This window comes from Shewanella profunda, from assembly GCF_023283765.1.
GTDB classification, from domain to species: Bacteria; Pseudomonadota; Gammaproteobacteria; order Enterobacterales; family Shewanellaceae; genus Shewanella; species Shewanella profunda.
This window is the reverse complement of record NZ_JAKILG010000033.1, coordinates 1-20,802: the sequence shown is the minus strand read 5'-3', so window position 1 is coordinate 20,802 and position 20,802 is coordinate 1. Positions and strand designations below refer to the sequence as shown.

Below are 20,802 nucleotides of genomic sequence, written 5' to 3'. Positions count from 1 at the left end.
ATTGAATCAACGCATTTTATGGAGCAAAAAATGGATTTTCGCATCTTGGCACTGAGCATGCTCTTATGGCTCTTTTCTTTTAGTGCCAGTGCTAACAATCAACTCGATGAACTGACAGAAATCGTCTACCAATATCCCACTAAAGCTCTTACTCAAATAACGACACGTGAAAAACAACAAGTAGCTGAAAAAACATCAGATATTGATAAGCTTCGTCTAAGTATTTTGAAGTGCCAAAACCTGTTGCAATTAGGAGAAAATAAAGCCGCGATTAATCTCGCCCAGTTAGGTGAGGCAAAAGCAAAGCGGCTCAAGCTCGATCAGGCACGACCCTATTTTTTGACTTGCCAAGCCGAAGCAAATCTTAATAACAATAATATCCAGAATGCTCTGCCGTTACTCGACTCAGCCATTACACTCGCTAGACGCTACCAACAGCCTCAATCCTTAATTGATAGCTTAAGATTACGAGGGCAACTCGATACAGATACAGATAACTTCTCATCCGCCATCGAAGATTTACGGCTTGCTATCGATATTTATCCTGACATTCATACTCAAGCACAAAACTGGATTTGGCCACCGCAAGCTTACATATATGCCGCTATGGGCAATTTGCTCTATGCAACCCATGACTTTCCCCAAGCCATGTATTACACCAATTTAGCGCTGCAAAGTTCGGATGCAAAGGGAAAAGTACAGCATGTGATTCTTCGCAACGCCTCTCGCATTGCGTTTGATAACCAAGAATTTGACTACAGTGACCAACTCGAAAAACAAGCAAAAGCCTTACTTCCTGAAATAGGCTCCCCCTTAGAACTCGCGTACAGCTACGCAATTTTGGCCTCAATCTCCTTAGATAAAGGCCGCATAGATACGGCTGAAGAATATATTTCAATTAGTATCAATAGCTTTCAAAAGCAAAACCAACTAGTCGCAATGATGCGTTCGACTCGACTATTGGCACAGATCCGTTTCGCCCAATCTCAAGATGAGGCCGCATTAACCCTAATGCGATCCGCTATTGAACAGGGAGAAAGTTTAAAGCAATACTCAGATCTCAAAGAATTCTACCGAATTTTAAGTGACTATTACGTAGATAAAGGAGATTTTACACAGGCCTATGACTTTTTACTGAAACGCTATCAGGCTTCAGAATTTGCAAATCAGGCAATGAACAATACCCGTATCTTGCAGTTCAAAGCTCGCATCAATCAGCAAGATTTACAACAGGAACACGCGACTAACACGCTAAAAGATCCTACCATTCTTGATGAACTCAACCTTGATTGGGCATATAGCACACTTTTCTTGCTTGCGATGGCGATACTAGGTGGCACTATTTGGTATTTTATTGATAAACAAAATAATCTTGCTCCAGTAACTGACAATGACAGCCAGCTATTATCCCCTTTACAACAATTGGAGTCGGTACTAAACAGTGCTAAACAAGGGAACTACCCTCTGGCATTATTGCTCTTTAATGCCAGCCAGATCCGTCAAGTTGATCTGCCGCCACTACAAGATGAGCTACAACATAAATTACGCGAGCACGATAAACTAATCCGCTATTCCATGGATGAAATAGTGATTGTCTTACCCCACACCTCTGTCACGGGAGCACAGCGTGTTGTCAATCAGTTAACGGCGGCGATTCAGCCTTGGCAGGGGTCGAGCAGAGTCAATATTGGTATTGCAGCACTGCAACAATTTGACACCTTAGAATCTCTAATTAAGCGGGCGGGGATCAATCAGTTAGGTAAGATTAAGGTCAATGAAAATAGTCAGGCCTATCACTCTCCAGCTAAATAAGCCGCAATCTCATCGAGGAAATCGCCGCCAAAACGACTGAGTTTACGTTCGCCAACACCGTTAACGGCGAGCATTTCCCCTGGACTCGTTGGCATCATGGCCGCCATTTCCGCGAGGGTCGCATCGTTAAAGACTAAATACGGTGGCACGTCCTGCTGCTCAGCAATGGTTCTACGCAATAACTTAAGCCGCGCAAATAACTTACGATCGTAATTGAGTGGCACCTTCGACTGGCTCGTTTTGCGCTTAGTGGATGTCAACTGAATGCGAGGTTCAGCTAACATCAAAGCAACTTCACCTCTGAGAATGGGTCGTGCAGAAGGGTTTAAAGTAATAGACGAGCCTCGAGTCACATCTTGACTCGCTAAACCCAGATGGATCAATTGGCGGATCACACTCAGCCAATACTCATGGCTTTTATCTTTACCAATTCCCCAGGTCGTGAGTTTGTCATGCCCTCGATCGACTATCGGCGCTGCTTTAGAACCACGCAACACTTCAATTAAGTGATTGATCCCAAAACGTTGCCCTAAACGGAAAATACATGACAACACCTTCTGCGCATCTTCGGTGCCGTTATAACGCTTAGGCGGATCGAGGCAAATATCACAGTTACCACAGGGCTCTAATGCACTCTCATCAAAGTAATGCAGCAGCACTTGGCGGCGACAGGTTTGCGCCTCGGCAAAGGCGGCCATAGTATTAAGTTTATGGAATTCGACCTGTTGCTGTGGCCCAGGCTCGGACTGTTCAATCAAGTGTCGCACCCGGCCAATATCGGCGGGATCGAATAGCATAAAAGCTTCAGCATCGAGCCCATCACGCCCAGCTCGGCCGGTTTCCTGATAATAGGCTTCGATACTTTTCGGGATATCGTAATGCACCACAAAACGCACATTCGACTTATTGATCCCCATACCGAAGGCCACAGTGGCGACCACGATATCGATTTGATCTTTAAGGAAACTATCCTGCACTGCACCACGGTCTTCCTGCGTCATTCCCGCATGATAGGCCTTGGCATTAAAACCCTGCAGGCATAAACGGTCTGCCACTTCATCGACACGACGGCGACTGCTGCAATAAATAATGCCGTTAGTACCATTCTGCTGCGTTAAAAAGTGTCGTAACTGATTAGCTGCATTGAGTTTTTCGGCCACTGTATAGCGAATATTGGGCCGGTCGAAACTTGAAAGTAAACGGAATGGGTCAATGCCGAGTCGCTCACAAATACTCTGACGAGTCGCCTGATCCGCAGTAGCGGTTAAAGCCATCATGGGCACATAGGGGAAGAGTTGTTTTAACTGGCCGAGCGCCGCATATTCAGGGCGAAAATCATGGCCCCATTGACTGATACAGTGCGCCTCATCGATGGCAAACATCGCCAGCTGGAGCGACTGCATGCGCTCAATAAAATCTGTGGTTAATAAGCGCTCAGGCGACACATAAAGCAGTTTTAACTCACCGTGGCGCAACTGCCTTAATACTTCAGCACTCTGCTCGCGCGGCAAAGAAGAATTGAGATAAGCCGCGGCAACACCGGTTTGCAATAAGCTATCAACTTGATCTTTCATCAAAGAAATCAATGGAGAAACGACAATGGTGATGCCGTTCATCATCAGGGCGGGTAACTGATAACACAGACTCTTACCCCCACCCGTCGGCATGATCACTAGGCAATCTTGCCCGCCGCAGGCGCGTTCTATCACCTCCCGCTGACCGTCCCTAAAGTCGCGGTAACCAAACACCTGCGCTAGGCATTGCGAGAGCGGATCATCATGCGTATCGAGTACGAGCTTTTCCATGGATCTTCTATGTCAAAAGTGAGGGGGCCTATTCTAAAGGACTGTATCGCTCCTGTCTTGCGCCAATGTGAGATCATCTGTCCGAGTCTTTTAACAAGAGCCACTTAGGCAAAGTTACTTCGTTTGAATGGCAGAGTTGCATTCGCCGTTAGCTTCACTGTAGATTAATTGCTCTAAGCCGCACTTTCCGAATCTAAGTGTTGATAACAACGCCAATTACGCCTAATGCAGTCACTCAGTGACAAGGACGAGAAACCATGACAAACCCAATCCAAGCCGAAATATTAAGCCGAGTTGCAGAAGTATTTGATCAACATGTTCCTTTTCATAATCTGCTCGGGCTCGATATTAAACGCTACGATATCGACGGCGTCGAAGTGGTGATTAATATGAAACCTGAACTTATTGGCAATATCCATCAACAGATCCTCCACGGTGGTGTCACGGCGACGGTACTGGATGTGGTCGGCGGGCTCACCGCCTTTGCAGGACTCGTTGCCAGCCGAGAAGATTGGACTATCGAAGAATTACAACAACGCCTGCAAACTCTGGGGACGATTGATATGCGCGTCGATTATCTACGTCCGGGCCGCGGCCTCACCTTCACTGGCACGGGCAGCGTTATCCGAGCTGGTAACCGTGTTTCAGTATGCCGCATGGAATTACATAACGAGCAAGGTACACATATTGCTTTTGGAACAGGGACTTATATGGTTGGCTAGAGCAAGCACATCGACTAAAAATTACAAATTAATTGATTTATATGTTGTTTCTCAACTCCTATCGTTGAGACATTCTGTAACCAAAAAATCCCCACCGTAACTTGAGTCCATTCACGGACGCGCCTACAATCGGCCGTCCTGTTGTCCTTCTAAGATTTCCTATGTCCGATCGTGAATACCGTAAAGGGATCCTACTCGCCATCAGTGCTTACTGTATGTGGGGTTTTGCGCCTTTATATTTCAAATTACTTAACCAGGTTTCCGCAACCGAAATTTTGCTCCACCGTGTGATTTGGTCATTTGTATTTATGTTGATCATCATGCAGTTTATTGGCGGATTCTCTCGCTTACGTTTACTGTTTAAACAGCCTAAGCAGCTTATAGTACTCATCATCACCTCCATTCTGATCGCCGGAAACTGGCTATTATTTATTTGGGCGGTGAATAACGATCATATGCTCGATGCCAGCTTAGGCTACTTTATCAATCCTTTGCTTAACGTCTTACTCGGTATGTTATTTCTAGGCGAAAGGTTGCGTAAGCTGCAATGGTTTGCGGTCGCACTCGCAAGCGCTGGCGTGTTGATCCAATTAGTTTCCTTCGGCTCCATTCCCATCGTCTCACTGGCACTCGCGGGCACCTTTGGCTTCTATGCACTGCTGCGAAAAAAGGTCAATGTAGATGCCAAAGCTGGCTTATTGGTCGAAACAGCGGTACTGCTACCGGTTGCGCTGATTTACCTCGTCGCAACCTTAGATACAGCCACAGCGAGCATGCTGACTAACGATTGGCAATTAAATCTGATGCTGATGGCTGCGGGTATAGTGACCACCATTCCCTTGTTGTGTTTTGCGGGGGCCGCGGTGCGTATTCCACTGTCTATGCTCGGTTTTTTCCAATATATCGGCCCGAGTATTATGTTTATCTTAGCGGTGAGTCTGTTTAATGAGCCCTTTGACGCAGAAAAAGGCGTGACCTTCGGCTTTATCTGGAGTGCGCTGTTAGTCTTTACCTTAGATATGGCCTATAAACGCAAGAAGGTACAGGCGTAAAAGAATGTGAGACTTTAGGCGACACACTCTAGCTACATCGTTAAAGATAAAGACAAAAATGCCAGCACTTGGCTGGCATTCTTTATCCCCAAGCCCTCTATTACAGATCGAGGGCAAGAATTTTTGAGCGGCGTTGATAGTTATACAACTGCTTCTTCTTCTGTGGCAGCGCTTCAACATCTTCAATCACAAAACCATGCTCTAAGAACCAGTGAATGCTCCGAGTCGTCAGCGCAAACAAACGTGAATAACCGCGGTTTCTGGCCTGATTGATAATGTTCTTCAGCAGTAAGCTACCTCTGTCGGCATCGCGGTAATCGGGATGTACCACCAAACAGGCAAACTCACCCGCATTATCCTCTTCAAAAGGATAGAGCGCAGCGCAACCAATCACTAAACCATCACGCTCAATCAACATAAACTGTTCGATTTCAATCTCGAGCTGTTCACGGCTACGACGCACCAGAATGCCTTGCTCTTCCAATGGGCGAATAAGGTTCAATACACCACCAATATCGGCAATCGAGGCTCGGCGCAGACGCTCGGCACTCTCAGTCACTATCTGCGTGCCAATCCCTTCACGGGAGAACAACTCTTGCAGTAAGGCGCCATCTTCAAGGTAACTCACTAAATGACAACGTGGCACACCATTACGACAGGCGTCGATACTTGCCTTGAGAAACGCCATAGTACCAATACAGGCAGAACCCTGTTCGGCCAGCTTATTCATGATGTTTTGCGCGTCATTCGGCATCAACTCAGCAATCACATCGCCATTGCGATCGAGAATACCGTTCTGCGAACTAAATCCGATCATCTTGTCCGCTTTAAGTTTTATCGCTACCTGCGTCGCAATTTCTTCTGCGGTTAAATTAAAACTTTCGCCTGTTACAGAAGCTGCTATCGGCCCCATCAAGACGATACAATGATTATCGAGCTGGCGCTTTAAGCCTTGCACATCGATACGACGCACTCTGCCACTCAGGCAAAAATCGATACCATTATCCACACCCAGTGGTTGGGCAATCACAAAGTTGCCACTCACTAAGTTAATTTGCGCACCTTGCATCGGTGTATTGCTTAAACTCATGGATAAACGCGCAGTGATATCAAATTGCAGCGCACCCGCCACTTGCTTGATCACTTTAAGTGAATCTTCATCCGTAATACGCACGCCTTCGTGGTAGGCAGGCGCAATACCATTGGCGGCTAACGCAGCATCAATCTGCGGCCTAGCGCCATATACCAACACCACTTTGATCCCTAAACTGTGCAACAGGGCGACATCATTTAAGATGGCGCGGAATTGATTTTGAGCCAAAGCTTCACCGCCAAGCATGACCACAAAAGTTTTACCTCTGTGAGCATTAACATAGGGGGCAGAGTGACGAAATCCATCAACCAGTTCAGTGGTACGCACGCGTTATTTACACCTCATTTTTGAGCTGGCAATGTCTGTAGGACACACCAGGAATGAATAACTAAAACCCGCGTATAGTATTGCATTTTAATTCACATATAAAGAATTTATTCTCACTAAAATGCAGTTTTAATACATTAAAGTGCTTATATCTGCAAAATATTGCACTTTCAGCAAACATTCACATTTTTTTAACTCATATAGATAAAATTCAATGCACTAAATTTGCTGATTATTTGTAAAAGTAAGCAAAAAAAAAGCCCCTTAAATAAGGGGCTTTTCTCGAAACACTAACCAAGGATTACTTGATTTTGGCTTCTTTGTAGATAACGTGCTGGCGAATAACTGGATCAAATTTTTTGATTTCCATTTTTTCAGGCATGTTACGCTTGTTTTTTTCAGTTGTGTAGAAGTGACCAGTCTTAGCGCTTGAAACTAATTTGATCTTCTCACGATTACCTTTAGCTTTAGCCATGATCTATTATACCTTCTCGCCACGGGCACGAAGTTCAGCAACAACAACTTCAATACCTTTCTTATCGATCAGACGGATACCTTTAGTAGATACACGTAACTGTACGAAACGCTTTTCTTCTTCTAACCAAAAACGGTGGTTTTGTAGGTTAGGTAAAAAACGACGACGGGTCGCGTTTTTTGCGTGCGAACGGTTGTTACCAACCATCGGCTTCTTGCCAGTAACTTGGCATACTCTTGACATGTCAATCTTCTCCAAAAACAATTTTAACGCTCGAGCATTAATGTGCCTCGTATGGCCGTCGCCCGAGGCACAAAGAGGGCGCATTTTATACACGATCACAGAGTGAAGATCAAGTGTTAGATTAATTAATCCAGCCTCGTTCCGCAAAAGAAACTATCTCTCGATCACCTACAACCATATGATCCAATAAGGATACATCTATGGTTGCTAACGCATTTTTTAATCGCTCAGTTATTCGTCTGTCAGCCTGACTGGGCTCGGCAATACCAGACGGATGATTGTGACACACTATAACGGCAGCTGCCTTTTTTTCAAGCACTAAGCTCACCACTTCACGTGGATACACTGAGGCTGAATCTATTGTTCCGCGGAATAATTCGACAAACTGAATCACTCTATGCTGGCTATCTAGCAGCAAAATTGCGAACACTTCATAGGAGCGGTCAGCTAATTGTCTCATTAAATAGTCCCGAGTTAAATCGGGATTTGTCAAAACCTGACCCCTTTGCAGATTTTCTTGTGCTACACGCCTCGCTAATTCAGCCGCGGCCTGAAGCTGAGCGTATTTTACAGGCCCTACGCCTGGAAGTCGACACACCTGACTTTTAGGGGCACAAAGCAGGTTTCTTAACCCACCAAACTCACTGATAAGCGATCTGGCGAGGTCAACTGCGTTGAGCCCCACTAGGCCATTGCGCAGCAATACCGCCAGTAATTCTGCGTCAGATAAATGCGCCGCCCCTTTTTGTAGTAATTTATCTCTAGGGCCTTCTCCCTCTGGCCAATCCTTAATCCCCATACGACCTCCTTGTCATCTCACATATTTTCACTTTACTGAGTATGGACGAGATTTTTTGAACTGGGATAGTCACTAAAATTCACCGCGTTGTGGTATCGTTGGCGGCATTATTTCAATCTCGGATGATGTCTGTGAGTCTGACAAATAAAAACGTCCTACTGGGCATTGGTGGTGGCATTGCCGCCTATAAAAGTGCAGATTTAGTGCGGCGCTTAAAAGAGCGTGGTTTTGATGTGCGCGTCGTGATGAGCCAAAGTGCGATGGAGTTTATCACGCCGCTTACGCTGCAAGCGTTATCTGGACATCCCGTCGCATCGAGCTTACTCGACCCAGCAGCAGAAGCCGCCATGGGCCACATAGAGCTCGCTCGTTGGGCGGATTTAGTCATTATCGCCCCTGCAACGGCAAATTTATTGGCACGCATCAATGCGGGTATGGCCGACGAGCTAATCACCACCACCTGCCTTGCTACTGAAGCGCCAATCGCTCTGTGTCCCGCAATGAACCAACAGATGTACCGTAATCTGGCAACTCAAGCTAATTTGACTAGCCTAGCTTCACGGGGTTATACACTGTGGGGCCCTGCAAGCGGTAGTCAAGCCTGTGGAGAAGTGGGCCTTGGTCGCATGTTAGAACCAGTAGACATCGCCGAGCTGGCAATTCAATTTTTTGCGAGTAGTGATGCCGTTCAACTTAAGCCTCTCGCAGGACAGTCGATACTGATCACCGCAGGGCCGACCCGTGAAGCGATCGACCCCGTTAGATACATTTCGAATCACAGCTCAGGGAAAATGGGCTTTGCGCTCGCCAAAGCCGCGGCAGAGATGGGCGCAACAGTGACTTTAGTCTCTGGCCCGGTGAGTTTAAGCACTCCTAAAGGAGTGGTACGTATCGATGTTGAATCAGCGCAAAATATGCTCGATGCAGTAATGAATAATGTTGATAATAAAGATATTTTTATCGGCTGTGCTGCCGTTGCTGACTATCGAATTAATGATGTTGCCACCTGTAAGATCAAAAAATCGACTGAAGAAATGCAACTTGCGCTGGTAAGGAATCCTGATATCTTAGCCACGGTTGCAAGCTTACCTAATCGTCCTTTTGTGGTAGGATTTGCCGCCGAAACCCATGATGTTGAAACCTATGCCCGCGATAAACTCAAGCGTAAAAACTTGAATATGATCGCTGCAAATGACGTTTCCGTTGCTGGTCTAGGCTTTAATGCCGATGCCAATGCCCTGCGCGTATTCTGGCCGCAAGGCAATCAAGATTTGCCAGCGACTGACAAACTCTCTTTGGCTCGGCAATTACTTTCGTTGATAGTGAAAGAAAAAACAAATACATGAAAACGCCCATTGAATTAAAGATCCTCGATTCTCGTATTGGTTCTGAATTTCCCTTGCCCGCCTATGCCACCACTGGCAGTGCAGGCATGGATTTACGCGCCATGATAGATACCACAATGACGATAGCACCCGGTGAAACCCAGCTTATCCCTACGGGTATTGCCATCCATGTTGCCGACCCCGGACTCGCTGCTGTGATTTTACCGCGCTCAGGCCTAGGTCATAAGCACGGTATTGTACTTGGGAATTTAGTCGGGCTTATCGATTCCGACTACCAAGGGCCATTGATGGTATCTTGCTGGAATAGAAGCAATAATCCATTCACGTTAGAAATTGGCGATCGTCTCGCACAACTGGTGTTTGTCCCTGTGGTACAAGCACAATTCAAACTCGTTGATGAGTTTGACAGCTCAGATCGGGGTGACGGTGGATTTGGCCATTCAGGCACGAAATAACTACCCAGTCGTTATTGAGCGAAGGATACTGCAATGGCTGTAAGCCCAAAAATTAATCGTCGTGAACATATCTTGCAATGCCTAGCGCAAATGCTAGAAACCAGTCCAGGACAAAGGATCACCACAGCAAAACTTGCCTCGGAAGTAGGTGTTTCGGAGGCCGCGCTTTATCGCCACTTTCCAAGTAAGGCGCGGATGTTTGAGGGACTAATCGAGTTTATCGAAGAGTCGTTACTCTCACGCATCAACATCATCATGGATGATGAGAAAGACACCATGAAGCGCTGCCAGCTCATGCTACAACTGCTACTCATTTTTGCTGAACGTAACCCAGGCATTTCCCGCGTCCTCAATGGCGATGCTCTGTTAGGGGAAAATGAACGTCTGCGCAGCCGTGTCAGCAGCTTATTTGCCAAAATTGAAACTCAACTAAAGCAAATATTACGGGAAAAAACCCTACGGGAAGGTAAAGGCTTTAACCTAGATGAAGCCATATTGGCCAATTTACTATTAGCCTTTGCCGAAGGCAGAATCGCCCAATTTGTGCGAAGTGAATTCAAACTCAAACCGACTACACACTTCGATGAGCAATGGTGCTTTATCCAGCACCAATTACTCCAAAGCTAATGATTTTTCAATATAAAGGACGGTAACACCGTCCTTTATATTTAGCGTTCCCTTCTTGTCTCACTAGCACTTTTGTTTTATCCTCGAAAAACATTTTAAAAACCCAAAAATCACAATGTTTTTACAAGGATGTCTAATGAAACTCGTCCAATTAGCGACTTTGGCTGCGCTTTGCTTACCAATGCTGCCAATCTCAACATTTGCCGCAGATATTGCAAACCCTAACGCCTTGTCACAGGCACAATTGTTTAGTAAAGGTAGTGAATACTCAAACGTAAAGATATCTCCAACAGGCAAATACTTAAGTGCTATTACCAGTGTTGATGGCAAAAAAGTACTCCTTGTATTAGATGCACAAACTAAAAAACTCCTTAATGCCATACGCTTCCCGAGCAATGCTCAAGTCGGCGATTATGAGTGGGCCAATAGTGAGCGGATTGTATTGGCAAAAGAATATCTGAAAGGCTGGACTGATGTTCCTCAATATTACGGAGAGTTAATGGCAGTCAATGCCGACGGCTCGCGTCCTGCTTATCTATTTGGTTATAACAGTGGCGAACAACAAACGGGTTCAAATATTAAGAAAAACACAGCAATAAATGCCACAGCATTTATTCTCGACCCTCTACCCGATGATGAGCGCTATATGCTGGTTAACGCTATTCCTTGGAATAATGAGAGCAGCCTAAATATTGAGTTAAAGCAAGATGTCTATCGAGTGGACCTGTTTACTGGAGTTCGTAAGCGCATAACAGGAGCCCCAATAGGTCAAGCCCGCTTTATGACAGATCATGATGGGGAGGTTCGTTTTGCCACGGGTGAAGATGGTAAAAATACTACCAAAGTATTTTATCGCAAGGACGGTGACTGGATAAATACCGACAAGCTCAACATAGGCCTAACCGACTTTCAACCACTCTCCTTCGCCGATGATAAAAATACTATTTATGCCGCTGGTCGCTCCCAAGGTGAAACCTTATGCGTCTATAAAATCAACATTGAAACGGGTGATAAAAAAGAGATTATTCAGGATGAAAATGTCGATCCCAGCAACTTTTGGATTAACGGTACCAATAAACAGCTCTATGCCGTTGAATTTGAAAATGGCTATCCTAGCTATGCCTTCGTCGATAGTGAAGATTCCCATGCAAAATTACTAAAAGATCTCATAGGTGCCCTACCCGGCCATCAAGTGCGCATTGTCAGTGAAACCCGTGATGCGGAAAAGTTAGTTGTGCTTGCATTTAATGATCGCAACCCTGGCGATTACTATGTGTTTGATACCAAAAAGCTTAAACTTGAATACCTTGCTGCAGCTAAAAAATGGCTCGACCCAGAGCAAATGGCTGAAGTTAAACCCATCAGTTTTACGAGTCGCGACGGTAAAACACTCCATGGTTACTTAACGCTACCCTTTGGTAAAGAAGCTAAAAACCTGCCTCTAGTAGTCAACCCCCACGGCGGTCCGCATGGTGTCCGTGACTGGTGGGGGTTTGATTCACAAAACCAATATTTGGCAAGCCAAGGTATTGCGGTTTTACAGGTCAACTTTCGAGGCTCTGGTGGCTATGGTGATCAATTTGAACGTGCTGGCTACCAAAAATGGGGTTCCGACATCCAACATGACATTATAGATGCAACTCAATATGTCATTGACCAAGGTGTTGCCGATAAAGAACGCATCTGTATCTCTGGTGGTAGCTTCGGTGGTTACAGCGCCCTACAGAGTGCAGTGCTTGCACCGGATATGTTTAAATGCGCCATAGGTATGGCGGGGGTATACAATCTCGAGTTGATGTTTGATAAAGGCGACGTTGCCCGCAGAAATTCAGGAACTAGCTACCTCAAGGAAGTACTAGGCCAAGATAAAGCCGTGCTCAAAGCAATGTCTCCCTCTGAAAACGTCGATAAACTCAAAGCAAACATACTATTAGCACATGGGGGAGAAGATGAGCGTGCACCAATTGAGCAACTCGAATCCCTCGAGAAAGCTTTAAAAGCGCACAAGTATCCTTACCAAAAACTGGTGATGGATAATGAAGGCCACGGTTTTTATAACGATGAGCATAGGGCGAAATACTATGAACAAATGCTCGGTTTCTTAAAAACCAACCTAAAACTTTAGAATTTACTCAAACTTGCCGATACTGCGGGTCTAAACTCGATTAGCAGTATCTGGTTTAAAGCCGATATCCGATAAGGACTATCGGCTTTTTCATGTGGCCGATGAGCGTTTTTCGGTATGAATTATCCGCAATTCGCGCTATCCTCCTCCCCCTATTCTTGCCCGAGCGAGAATAACAATAATTTGTATCTGATGCTGAACAGCCAAAGTACCACTCAACGATCAGCATAGATTTTCTGTTATAGCCGCTACGACGTAGTGGAGGATAAGATGGCATTAAGTGAAGCAGCAGTAAAAGTGCAAGCCGCGTTATTAGAACGTGGACTTGAAACCCCAATGCTCCCAAGCGTTTACAGTAGTGAAGAACGTAAAGACAAGATTGAACATCATATGAAAGAAATTCTGACATTAATGTCATTGGATCTTTCAGATGATAGCCTTGCCGATACACCGCGCCGTATCGCTAAAATGTACGTCGATGAAATATTCTCAGGCTTAGACTATGAAAACTTCCCTAAAATCACGGTGATCGATAATAAGATGGGCTTCGATGAAATGGTGCGCGTGCAAGACATAAGCCTTACCAGCACCTGCGAGCATCATTTAGTGACGATTGATGGCACTGCAACAATTGCTTATCTGCCACGAAAAAAAATCATCGGTTTATCAAAGATTAATCGTATCGTGCGTTTTTTTGCCCAACGTCCACAGGTGCAAGAGCGTTTGACTCAACAAGTGTTAGTCGCGTTGCAAACCTTGCTTGAAACTAAAGATGTTGCGGTAAAAATGGATGCGGTGCATTACTGCGTAAAATCCCGCGGCGTGATGGACTCCACTAGTTCAACCACCACCACAGCACTGGGCGGTATTTTTAAATCTAACCCAGCAACTCGCGCCGAGTTTTTGCATCAATCTAAATAACCTCGGTTTGTAGATCGGCTACGTCATTGTGAGTGAATGCTTAGCCGCGCTGTAGCGGCTAAGACTATAAGCACAGCTTTATAAACACAGCCCGTAAATCCAGCATATAAACATTGCCCACATGCACACCAATAAAAACGCTGCGATTTCTTCTATAAAGAAACGCAGCGTTTTTGTTTTCATACCTTGCCAAATCAAACCATTCTCAGCCTAACCAATTTCATTACCGAGTGATTAAATGATTTCGCAAAGCAATGATGTCCGCCTGATGAATCAAACGGCCAAGCGCTAGGCTTAAATTCCGTATTGCTCGCGATACTGACTCACAGCGGCAAGTTGCGCTTCCATCCCTGGTTTTTCAGACAGATAACTAATTAAGTCGGCTAATTTAATGATAGCCACAATGCCGCAGCCAAAATCACGCTCAACCTCTTGGATAGCCGATAACTCGCCCTTACCTTTCTCTTGCCTGTCTAAGGCAATCAACACGCCGGCTAATTGCGCTTTATGGGCCTCAATGATTTCCATCGACTCACGAATCGCCGTACCAGCGGTGATCACATCATCCACCAACATCACACGACCTTTGAGTTCGCTACCGACTAAACTGCCACCTTCGCCGTGGTCTTTTTTCTCTTTGCGGTTAAAGCAGTAAGGAATGTCGATATCGTGGTGTTCACACAGGGCAACCGCCGTAGTCGTCGCAATCGGAATGCCTTTGTAAGCTGGGCCAAACAGCAAGTCGTACTCAATGCCAGAATCCACTAACGCAGCGGCATAGAAACGGCCCAGACGCGCTAAATCACGGCCAGTATTGAACAAACCCGCATTGAAGAAATAAGGACTGATACGGCCCGATTTAAGGGTAAATTCGCCAAATCGCAACACCTGACGTTCTAAGGCAAATTCAATAAACTCACGTTGATAGGCTTTCACAATATCTCCTTAACGACTTTGTATTTTATTGGTCTTTTATTATGGGGAATTTTTTATTCGGTACAGGGCTTACTTTACACTAGCATCTTGCTGCAGATAAAAAGTTGCAGCTAATAAAAAGCCCCGCACTCTATAACATGACGGGGCCTTTTCATCACCACAATATTAGTTCAATGCAGTTTTCTGCACATCGACAATTTCACGAATGCTGTTCTTCGCTAAGCCTAAAAGCTCAATCAGTTCTTCATGGCTGAATGGCTCGCCTTCAGCAGTGCCTTGAATTTCAATGATCTTGCCCGTTTCTGTCATCACCACATTCATGTCAGTTTCAGCGGCGCTGTCTTCGATATATTCTAGATCGCTTATCGCTTCACCCTTGTAAATACCTACGCTAACGGCAGCGATAAGGAATTTCAAAGGGTTAGATTTAATGATGCCTTTACCTCGGGCCCAGTTCAGCGCATCCACTAAGGCCACACAAGCACCAGTGATAGAGGCTGTGCGCGTGCCACCATCGGCTTGGATCACATCACAATCGATAACGATAGTGTTTTCGCCTAGGGCTTTCATATCCACACAGGCGCGCAGAGCACGACCGATAAGACGTTGAATTTCTTGAGTACGGCCAGATTGCTTACCGCGAGCGGCTTCACGATCCATACGGCTATGGGTCGAACGTGGCAACATGCCGTATTCCGCCGTCACCCAACCTTGACCCTGACCTTTAAGGAAACGTGGCACACCTTCAGTAAAACTGGCGGTACAAAGCACTTTCGTTTCGCCAAATTCCACTAACACAGAACCTTCGGCATGGGCCGTAAACTGGCGAGTGATAGTGATGGGGCGCGTTTGTGCTGGCGTTCTGTTACTTGGACGCATGCGAGATTCCTGTATTCTGAGTCATTGACCGATTTTGGCTGCATATTATAGGGGCTTGTGCCTTAGGATGCCATGCTTAGGGTGATTCTCTGGCAAACTCATCACACTCAATCGCCTAATCCGTGTCCTTATACCCAAACAACCTGAAGATGCAGAATTCAGCGGGAGTTTAACGCACTTTAGGCAAGGCGGTTATTTGCGGACCTAGTGGACTAAGTTAAAAATAACCAACGCAGCATAAAGTGCGTTAAAACCCGCCGGGACGGAACGCCTAGGGCACTTCACTTCCGTGTTGCATCAATTCAAAAGGTAGCCGACATTCTGTCATTGCTGCGCCTTGAATTGAAGCACCCTAGGCGCTCTGAAACTCGTATCTTCAGGTAGCTTGGGTATATTTACTGTATGCCTTTAATCCTAAAGCCATTGACTCTATAATCGCCTCTCATTATGACGATTACACCATTAGGACAACCCATGATCCAAAGCATGACAGCCTACGCTCGCATCGAGCACAAAGCACAATGGGGCACTGCCTCCTGGGAAATTCGCTCAGTCAATCAACGTTATCTCGAAACCTATCTACGTTTACCCGAGCAATTTCGCAGCTTTGAACCCGTACTTCGCGACCGCCTACGCAAACGCTTAAGCCGTGGTAAAGTGGAAGTGAATCTGCGCTATGAACTTGCCGACAACAGCAACAACGAACTGCAATTGAATCAAGCACTGGCAAAACAGCTATTAGATGCCGCCACTTGGCTCAAGCAAGAAGCGGGACAAGGCGATGTCAATCTGACCGACATCCTGCGCTGGCCGGGCGTGCTAGCGAGCGGTGAACAAGATATGGATGCAATCGGTGCAGACTTAATGACAGCCTTCGATTCTGCCATAGATCAATTCATCGAAGCCCGTGGCCGCGAAGGCGAAGCCATCAAAGACATGCTGTTAAGCCGCTTAGACGGAGTCAGCGAGCAAATCGCCGTGGTACGCGAGCACATGCCAACGGTGATGCTGTATCAACGCGAAAAGCTCACCAACCGCCTTGCGGAAATCAAAGGTGAACTCGACCCAGCCCGCATCGAGCAAGAAATGGTGCTTCTGGCTCAGAAACAAGATGTCGCCGAAGAAATGGATCGCCTCGAAGCCCATGTAGCCGAAGCTCGCCGCATCCTCAAAAAAGGCGGCAGCGAAGGTCGCCGTCTCGATTTTATGATGCAGGAATTCAACCGCGAATCGAACACGCTCGCCTCTAAATCCATCAGCACTGAAATCACCTCAGCCGCAGTGGAACTTAAAGTGCTCATCGAGCAAATGCGCGAGCAGATCCAGAACGTGGAATAGTTTCCATTAGGCGACTAACTGCTTAAAAGCTTTAATTAACTACCGCAGCCTTCATTATTTATCCATGGAGGTTGGGTAGTAATGAGTAATTGATTAGGGAGTAGTTGCTCGCTATGGTCGGATATACCAAAGTCCTCGTGCTACAGAATATCAATAAAGAAATTGGTAGTTATAACCGCTATTTCAATGAGTTTGGTTATCAGATGTTAATCTTAAAAAATCTAAACAAGCCAATCATCTTTAGCAAATAGCAAAAGCTATTGGGGCTGTGGCCTAGGCATCTCCACCGCTTGAAAGTTCATAGCCTGATATCCACCTGCATTTTTATCGTATTACGCCCTAAGATTGCCTTACGCTTATTCTCTGTTAATATATGTATAAATTCACAGTGATTGAGTGCTAACGACTTGCAGCAATTGGATCTTGTTCCGATCACCGACCTCAAAGGCGTCGCCAAAAAGGTCGCGGAGAAACTCGCAAAGCTCGGCATCACAACAGTACAAGATCTACTGTTTCACTTACCCCTGCGCTACGAAGACAGAACCCAAATCTATCCGATTGCCGCCCTAAGCCTAGGCGGTTACGGCACTATAGAAGCCGAAATCCAATCGACACAAATCATCCAAGGCCGCAAGCGCATGCTGGTCTGCAATGTGCGCGACGATACTGGCAGCTTAAGCCTGCGCTTCTTTAACTTTTCCGTCGCTCAGCGTAATGCCATGCAAAATGGTTTGATAATCCGCGCCTACGGTGAAGTGCGCCGTGGTAGTCATCAAGCTGAGATAGTACATCCAGAATATAAAGTGGTGTATCCCGGTGAAGATGTTCACCTGAGTGATACCCTAACGCCGATTTACCCCACGACTGAGGGCTTAAAACAGGCGAGTTGGATAAAACTGACGGAGCAAGCTTTGGTACTGCTGGAAGATGGTGGCTTAACTGAGCTTCTGCCACCGCAATTGCAACCTAACAACATCAGCCTTAAACAGGCGCTGCAGACGCTACATCGCCCTCCTGCGGGGATCTCTCAGTTCGATTTAGAGCTAGGTCAACACCCTGCCCAGCAACGACTCGTGCAAGAAGAATTACTCGCTCACAATCTCAGTATGTTGCGCCTACGGCAGCGCAGTAATTTAGATGCCGCTGTCACCATGCAGGCCACGGGGCAGTTGCTCAATCCCTTCCTTGCCGCTTTACCCTTTAAGCCGACTGGCGCCCAGCAAAGAGTCGTGGCTGATATAGGAAAAGATTTAGAAAAACCGCACCCTATGATGCGCCTAGTGCAAGGGGATGTTGGCTCGGGCAAAACCTTGGTCGCGGCTATGGCGGCATTGCAAGCGATTGAAAACGGTTATCAAGTTGCCATGATGGCACCAACCGAGTTATTGGCCGAGCAACATGCAACTAACTTTACCGCTTGGTTCGAACCACTCGGACTTAAGGTAGGTTGGCTGGCGGGGAAACTTAAAGGCAAGGCCAGAACCCAATCCCTTGCGGACATTGAATCTGGCGCAGCCCAGATGGTAATTGGCACCCATGCCATATTCCAGCAGCATGTGGTCTTTAGCAAACTCGCGTTAATTATTATCGATGAGCAACACAGATTCGGTGTTCACCAACGCTTAGGTCTGCGGGAAAAAGGCATGAGCCAAGGCTTCCATCCACATCAGTTAATCATGACTGCAACCCCCATTCCACGCACATTGGCGATGACAGCCTATGCGGATCTCGACACCTCCATTATTGATGAGCTCCCACCGGGGCGTACACCCGTAACCACAGTGGCAATTGCCGATTCCCGCCGTACCGAAGTGCTTGAACGGGTGCGCAACGCCGTCATCACCGACCAACGTCAAGCCTATTGGGTGTGTACTCTGATTGAAGAATCCGAAGTACTCGAATGCCAAGCCGCGGAAGATACAGCCGAGGAACTGCGCCTCGCCCTACCCGAACTCAATATCGGCCTAGTGCATGGCAGATTAAAGAGCGCAGAGAAACAGCAAATTATGGCCGACTTTAAGGCGGGCATTATTCATCTACTGGTGGCGACGACCGTGATTGAAGTGGGTGTCGACGTGCCCAATGCCAGCCTGATGATCATTGAAAACCCCGAACGTTTAGGTCTAGCGCAACTACATCAACTACGCGGACGAGTCGGTCGAGGCGCCATCGCAAGCCATTGTGTGTTACTCTACAAGGCGCCGTTGAGCCATACCGCCACCCAAAGACTGAGTATACTCAGACAAAGCAATGATGGTTTCATCATAGCGCAAAAGGATTTAGAAATTCGTGGCCCGGGTGAAGTGCTTGGCACTAAGCAAACGGGACTGGCTGAGCTCAAAATTGCCGATCTGGTGCGCGATCAAGCTTTGATCCCACACATTCAGAAGCTGGCAAATCATGTGATGACGCAGGCACCTGAAAAGGTCGATGCGATTATCTTACGTTGGCTCGGGCACAGGCAGCACTATGTGCAGGCTTAAATGGTGGAGCTAACCCCTTCACAGTAAAATAAATCATGTATGTTCAGCTCAGTGCTATAGACAAGCGCATGGAAACTTGCACAATAAACCTGCGGCCCTCGAATAAGTCCGTTATTGCACTTTAATGTTAGCTGCATGTATTCACCACGTTACCTTGACACTCAAGCGAAGGATGTAAAATGCAAGTTAATCAAGACGATAGAATAAACCCTCAAGAGACTTCTTCTAGCAGCAATCGCTTTGCCCTTTTTGCGATAGTGCTCGTCGTGCTACTTTCTGCCGGAGGATATTATTACTACAGCAGTGATTCAGACTCACCCAAACTCATCCCTAACGCCCCAATTGTATTGCCTGAAACACCACCATCTGAGCCAATGACGCTCGAAAGTACGCCAGAGCCAGAAGCAACAGAGACGACACCAGCCAGCCCTGAAACGAACACCAATAGCACAGAAACCCCTGCGGGGACTGAGCCTGAAGTGGTCGCTGAACCCGTACCTCCGCTGGCTGAAAGTGATACATTCGTTCAGCAGAAAGCCCTCGCCATTATCAATAACAATGTGCTTAGTTCTTCCTTAGTGCAACAAGATCTCGCGCGTCAATTCGTGGTGTTTGTGGATAACCTAGCTCAGGGTGAATTAACCCGTAAAGTCAGCCCAATTAAAGGGCCTGAAAAACTGTTCACAGTGTCTGAGATCACTAATAAAGTCTATTTAAATCCAGATAGTTACCACAGATACGATGCCTATGTTGACTCGATAGCCAAAATGGACGAACAGAGCTTAATAACCACCTATAAGCAACTGACCCCCCTGTTAGAAGAAGCATTTAATGAGTTGGGTTACAGTAATGCGAAATTTAATGACAGAATGCTGCAGGCAATTAAAGTACTACTCGCAGCACCTATCGTTGAAGATCCTATTGAACTGAGCTCAATCAGTGTTAATTACCAATTTGTTGACCCTAATTTAGAAGCACTACCCAGTGCACAAAAATTGCTGATCCGCATGGGGCCAGAAAACACCCGTAAGCTCAAAATTGCGCTACGTAAACTTGAAAATCAATTAGCACAATAATCTTGAACTAAGCTATCAAAAGGCGCCCAGTGCCTATCTCTTGATCACATCTCGTGCTCAAGAGATAGTGCCAATTCGTAGCCTTCAAGGATGGTTTGCAGTTTGAACCATCCTTCCCATAACCGCTCCCAACCTACTACACCCGTTCCTTTACTATCGTGCCAACCCGCTAATTTTCCTAAACTTAGGTAAGCCCAATGCACACTGGGTGCTTGCTTGGGTGGTTTGCATTGTTCAACTTTCAGCCACAGTAATTTCCACGCTTTGCAACCCAACAATGTCTCACAA

The 20,802-nt window shown here is 46.3% G+C and carries 18 protein-coding genes and 1 pseudogene; 11 read left to right on the top strand and 8 right to left on the bottom strand.

Going from position 1 to position 20,802, the window contains the following annotated elements; genetic code table 11:
• The first annotated feature begins 30 nt into the window (after nt 1-30).
• Nucleotides 31-1,812: a diguanylate cyclase domain-containing protein gene (locus tag L2744_RS14885; RefSeq protein ID WP_248992655.1), complete on the top strand. Its 1,782-nt coding sequence runs from the start codon at nt 31-33 to the stop codon at nt 1,810-1,812.
• On the opposite strand, the gene recQ is transcribed toward L2744_RS14885, so the two are convergent.
• Complete coding sequence (gene recQ / locus L2744_RS14880) at nt 1,794-3,617, bottom strand: DNA helicase RecQ (RefSeq protein WP_248992654.1); 1,824 nt, start codon at nt 3,615-3,617, stop codon at nt 1,794-1,796. The two genes, L2744_RS14885 and recQ, sit on opposite strands and share 19 nt — an antisense overlap.
• A gap of 257 nt (nt 3,618-3,874) precedes the next feature.
• On the opposite strand from recQ, the gene L2744_RS14875 reads away from it, so the two are divergent.
• Nucleotides 3,875-4,339, top strand: a complete 465-nt coding sequence (locus tag L2744_RS14875; protein ID WP_248992653.1) for a thioesterase family protein — start codon at nt 3,875-3,877, stop codon at nt 4,337-4,339.
• Between the two features lie 161 nt (nt 4,340-4,500).
• Nucleotides 4,501-5,391, top strand: a complete 891-nt coding sequence (gene rarD, locus L2744_RS14870; protein ID WP_248992652.1) for an EamA family transporter RarD — start codon at nt 4,501-4,503, stop codon at nt 5,389-5,391.
• A 100-nt stretch (nt 5,392-5,491) separates the two neighbouring features.
• Here the strand turns inward: rarD and argA are convergent, their stop codons facing one another.
• The 4 genes from argA to radC form a co-directional block, all read right to left on the bottom strand.
• A complete protein-coding gene (argA, locus tag L2744_RS14865) occupies nt 5,492-6,811 on the bottom strand; it encodes an amino-acid N-acetyltransferase (protein WP_248992651.1) in 1,320 nt (439 codons plus the stop codon).
• A gap of 301 nt (nt 6,812-7,112) precedes the next feature.
• Entirely contained in the window at nt 7,113-7,286 is a 174-nt protein-coding gene (gene rpmG, locus L2744_RS14860) for a 50S ribosomal protein L33 (protein ID WP_007651290.1), read from the bottom strand.
• A gap of 6 nt (nt 7,287-7,292) precedes the next feature.
• Nucleotides 7,293-7,529, bottom strand: coding sequence for a 50S ribosomal protein L28 (gene rpmB, locus L2744_RS14855; RefSeq protein WP_006079870.1), 237 nt, complete (start codon nt 7,527-7,529; stop codon nt 7,293-7,295).
• Between the two features lie 121 nt (nt 7,530-7,650).
• Complete coding sequence (gene radC / locus L2744_RS14850) at nt 7,651-8,328, bottom strand: RadC family protein (RefSeq protein WP_248992650.1); 678 nt, start codon at nt 8,326-8,328, stop codon at nt 7,651-7,653.
• Nucleotides 8,329-8,450: 122 nt separating this feature from the next.
• Between radC and coaBC the strand changes: the two genes are divergently transcribed.
• The 5 genes from coaBC to folE all read left to right on the top strand — a co-directional run bounded on the left by coaBC (nt 8,451) and on the right by folE (nt 13,802).
• Complete coding sequence (gene coaBC, locus L2744_RS14845; RefSeq protein WP_248992675.1) at nt 8,451-9,674, top strand: bifunctional phosphopantothenoylcysteine decarboxylase/phosphopantothenate--cysteine ligase CoaBC; 1,224 nt, start codon at nt 8,451-8,453, stop codon at nt 9,672-9,674.
• Nucleotides 9,671-10,129 carry a dUTP diphosphatase gene (gene dut / locus L2744_RS14840; RefSeq protein ID WP_248992649.1) on the top strand — a complete coding sequence of 153 codons (459 nt, stop codon included), beginning with the start codon at nt 9,671-9,673 and terminating at the stop codon, nt 10,127-10,129. Before coaBC ends, dut begins: the two co-directional genes overlap by 4 nt.
• A gap of 33 nt (nt 10,130-10,162) precedes the next feature.
• Entirely contained in the window at nt 10,163-10,756 is a 594-nt protein-coding gene (slmA, locus tag L2744_RS14835; protein WP_248992648.1) for a nucleoid occlusion factor SlmA, read from the top strand.
• A gap of 136 nt (nt 10,757-10,892) precedes the next feature.
• Complete coding sequence (locus L2744_RS14830; RefSeq protein ID WP_248992647.1) at nt 10,893-12,881, top strand: alpha/beta hydrolase family protein; 1,989 nt, start codon at nt 10,893-10,895, stop codon at nt 12,879-12,881.
• Between the two features lie 270 nt (nt 12,882-13,151).
• On the top strand, nt 13,152-13,802 hold the full coding sequence (gene folE / locus L2744_RS14825; RefSeq protein WP_115016468.1) for a GTP cyclohydrolase I FolE: 651 nt from the start codon (nt 13,152-13,154) through the stop codon (nt 13,800-13,802).
• A 294-nt stretch (nt 13,803-14,096) separates the two neighbouring features.
• Here folE and pyrE read toward each other — a convergent pair whose 3' ends face one another.
• A complete protein-coding gene (gene pyrE, locus L2744_RS14820; protein WP_248992646.1) occupies nt 14,097-14,738 on the bottom strand; it encodes an orotate phosphoribosyltransferase in 642 nt (213 codons plus the stop codon).
• 165 nt (nt 14,739-14,903) lie between these two features.
• The gene (gene rph, locus L2744_RS14815; RefSeq protein WP_248992645.1) at nt 14,904-15,617 is read right to left on the bottom strand and encodes a ribonuclease PH; all 714 of its coding nucleotides are present in this window, start codon (nt 15,615-15,617) and stop codon (nt 14,904-14,906) included.
• 474 nt (nt 15,618-16,091) lie between these two features.
• Between rph and L2744_RS14810 the strand changes: the two genes are divergently transcribed.
• The 3 genes from L2744_RS14810 to L2744_RS14800 all read left to right on the top strand — a co-directional run bounded on the left by L2744_RS14810 (nt 16,092) and on the right by L2744_RS14800 (nt 20,514).
• Nucleotides 16,092-16,955, top strand: coding sequence for a YicC/YloC family endoribonuclease (locus L2744_RS14810; protein WP_248992644.1), 864 nt, complete (start codon nt 16,092-16,094; stop codon nt 16,953-16,955).
• A gap of 407 nt (nt 16,956-17,362) precedes the next feature.
• Complete coding sequence (gene recG, locus L2744_RS14805; RefSeq protein ID WP_248992643.1) at nt 17,363-19,438, top strand: ATP-dependent DNA helicase RecG; 2,076 nt, start codon at nt 17,363-17,365, stop codon at nt 19,436-19,438.
• A gap of 179 nt (nt 19,439-19,617) precedes the next feature.
• Nucleotides 19,618-20,514: a DUF3014 domain-containing protein gene (locus L2744_RS14800; RefSeq protein ID WP_248992642.1), complete on the top strand. Its 897-nt coding sequence runs from the start codon at nt 19,618-19,620 to the stop codon at nt 20,512-20,514.
• A gap of 44 nt (nt 20,515-20,558) precedes the next feature.
• On the opposite strand, the pseudogene L2744_RS14795 reads toward L2744_RS14800, so the two are convergent.
• A pseudogene (locus L2744_RS14795) lies at nt 20,559-20,802 on the bottom strand (IS4 family transposase); the annotation flags it as partial.

Coding starts and splice junctions, on each gene's coding strand:
- L2744_RS14885 (WP_248992655.1), top strand. CDS start 31: ATGGATTTTCGCATCTTGGCACTGAGCATGCTCTTATGGCTCTTTTCT.
- recQ (WP_248992654.1), bottom strand. CDS start 3,617: ATGGAAAAGCTCGTACTCGATACGCATGATGATCCGCTCTCGCAATGC.
- L2744_RS14875 (WP_248992653.1), top strand. CDS start 3,875: ATGACAAACCCAATCCAAGCCGAAATATTAAGCCGAGTTGCAGAAGTA.
- rarD (WP_248992652.1), top strand. CDS start 4,501: ATGTCCGATCGTGAATACCGTAAAGGGATCCTACTCGCCATCAGTGCT.
- rpmG (WP_007651290.1), bottom strand. CDS start 7,286: ATGGCTAAAGCTAAAGGTAATCGTGAGAAGATCAAATTAGTTTCAAGC.
- rpmB (WP_006079870.1), bottom strand. CDS start 7,529: ATGTCAAGAGTATGCCAAGTTACTGGCAAGAAGCCGATGGTTGGTAAC.
- radC (WP_248992650.1), bottom strand. CDS start 8,328: ATGGGGATTAAGGATTGGCCAGAGGGAGAAGGCCCTAGAGATAAATTA.
- coaBC (WP_248992675.1), top strand. CDS start 8,451: ATGATGTCTGTGAGTCTGACAAATAAAAACGTCCTACTGGGCATTGGT.
- dut (WP_248992649.1), top strand. CDS start 9,671: ATGAAAACGCCCATTGAATTAAAGATCCTCGATTCTCGTATTGGTTCT.
- slmA (WP_248992648.1), top strand. CDS start 10,163: ATGGCTGTAAGCCCAAAAATTAATCGTCGTGAACATATCTTGCAATGC.
- L2744_RS14830 (WP_248992647.1), top strand. CDS start 10,893: ATGAAACTCGTCCAATTAGCGACTTTGGCTGCGCTTTGCTTACCAATG.
- folE (WP_115016468.1), top strand. CDS start 13,152: ATGGCATTAAGTGAAGCAGCAGTAAAAGTGCAAGCCGCGTTATTAGAA.
- rph (WP_248992645.1), bottom strand. CDS start 15,617: ATGCGTCCAAGTAACAGAACGCCAGCACAAACGCGCCCCATCACTATC.
- L2744_RS14810 (WP_248992644.1), top strand. CDS start 16,092: ATGATCCAAAGCATGACAGCCTACGCTCGCATCGAGCACAAAGCACAA.
- L2744_RS14800 (WP_248992642.1), top strand. CDS start 19,618: ATGCAAGTTAATCAAGACGATAGAATAAACCCTCAAGAGACTTCTTCT.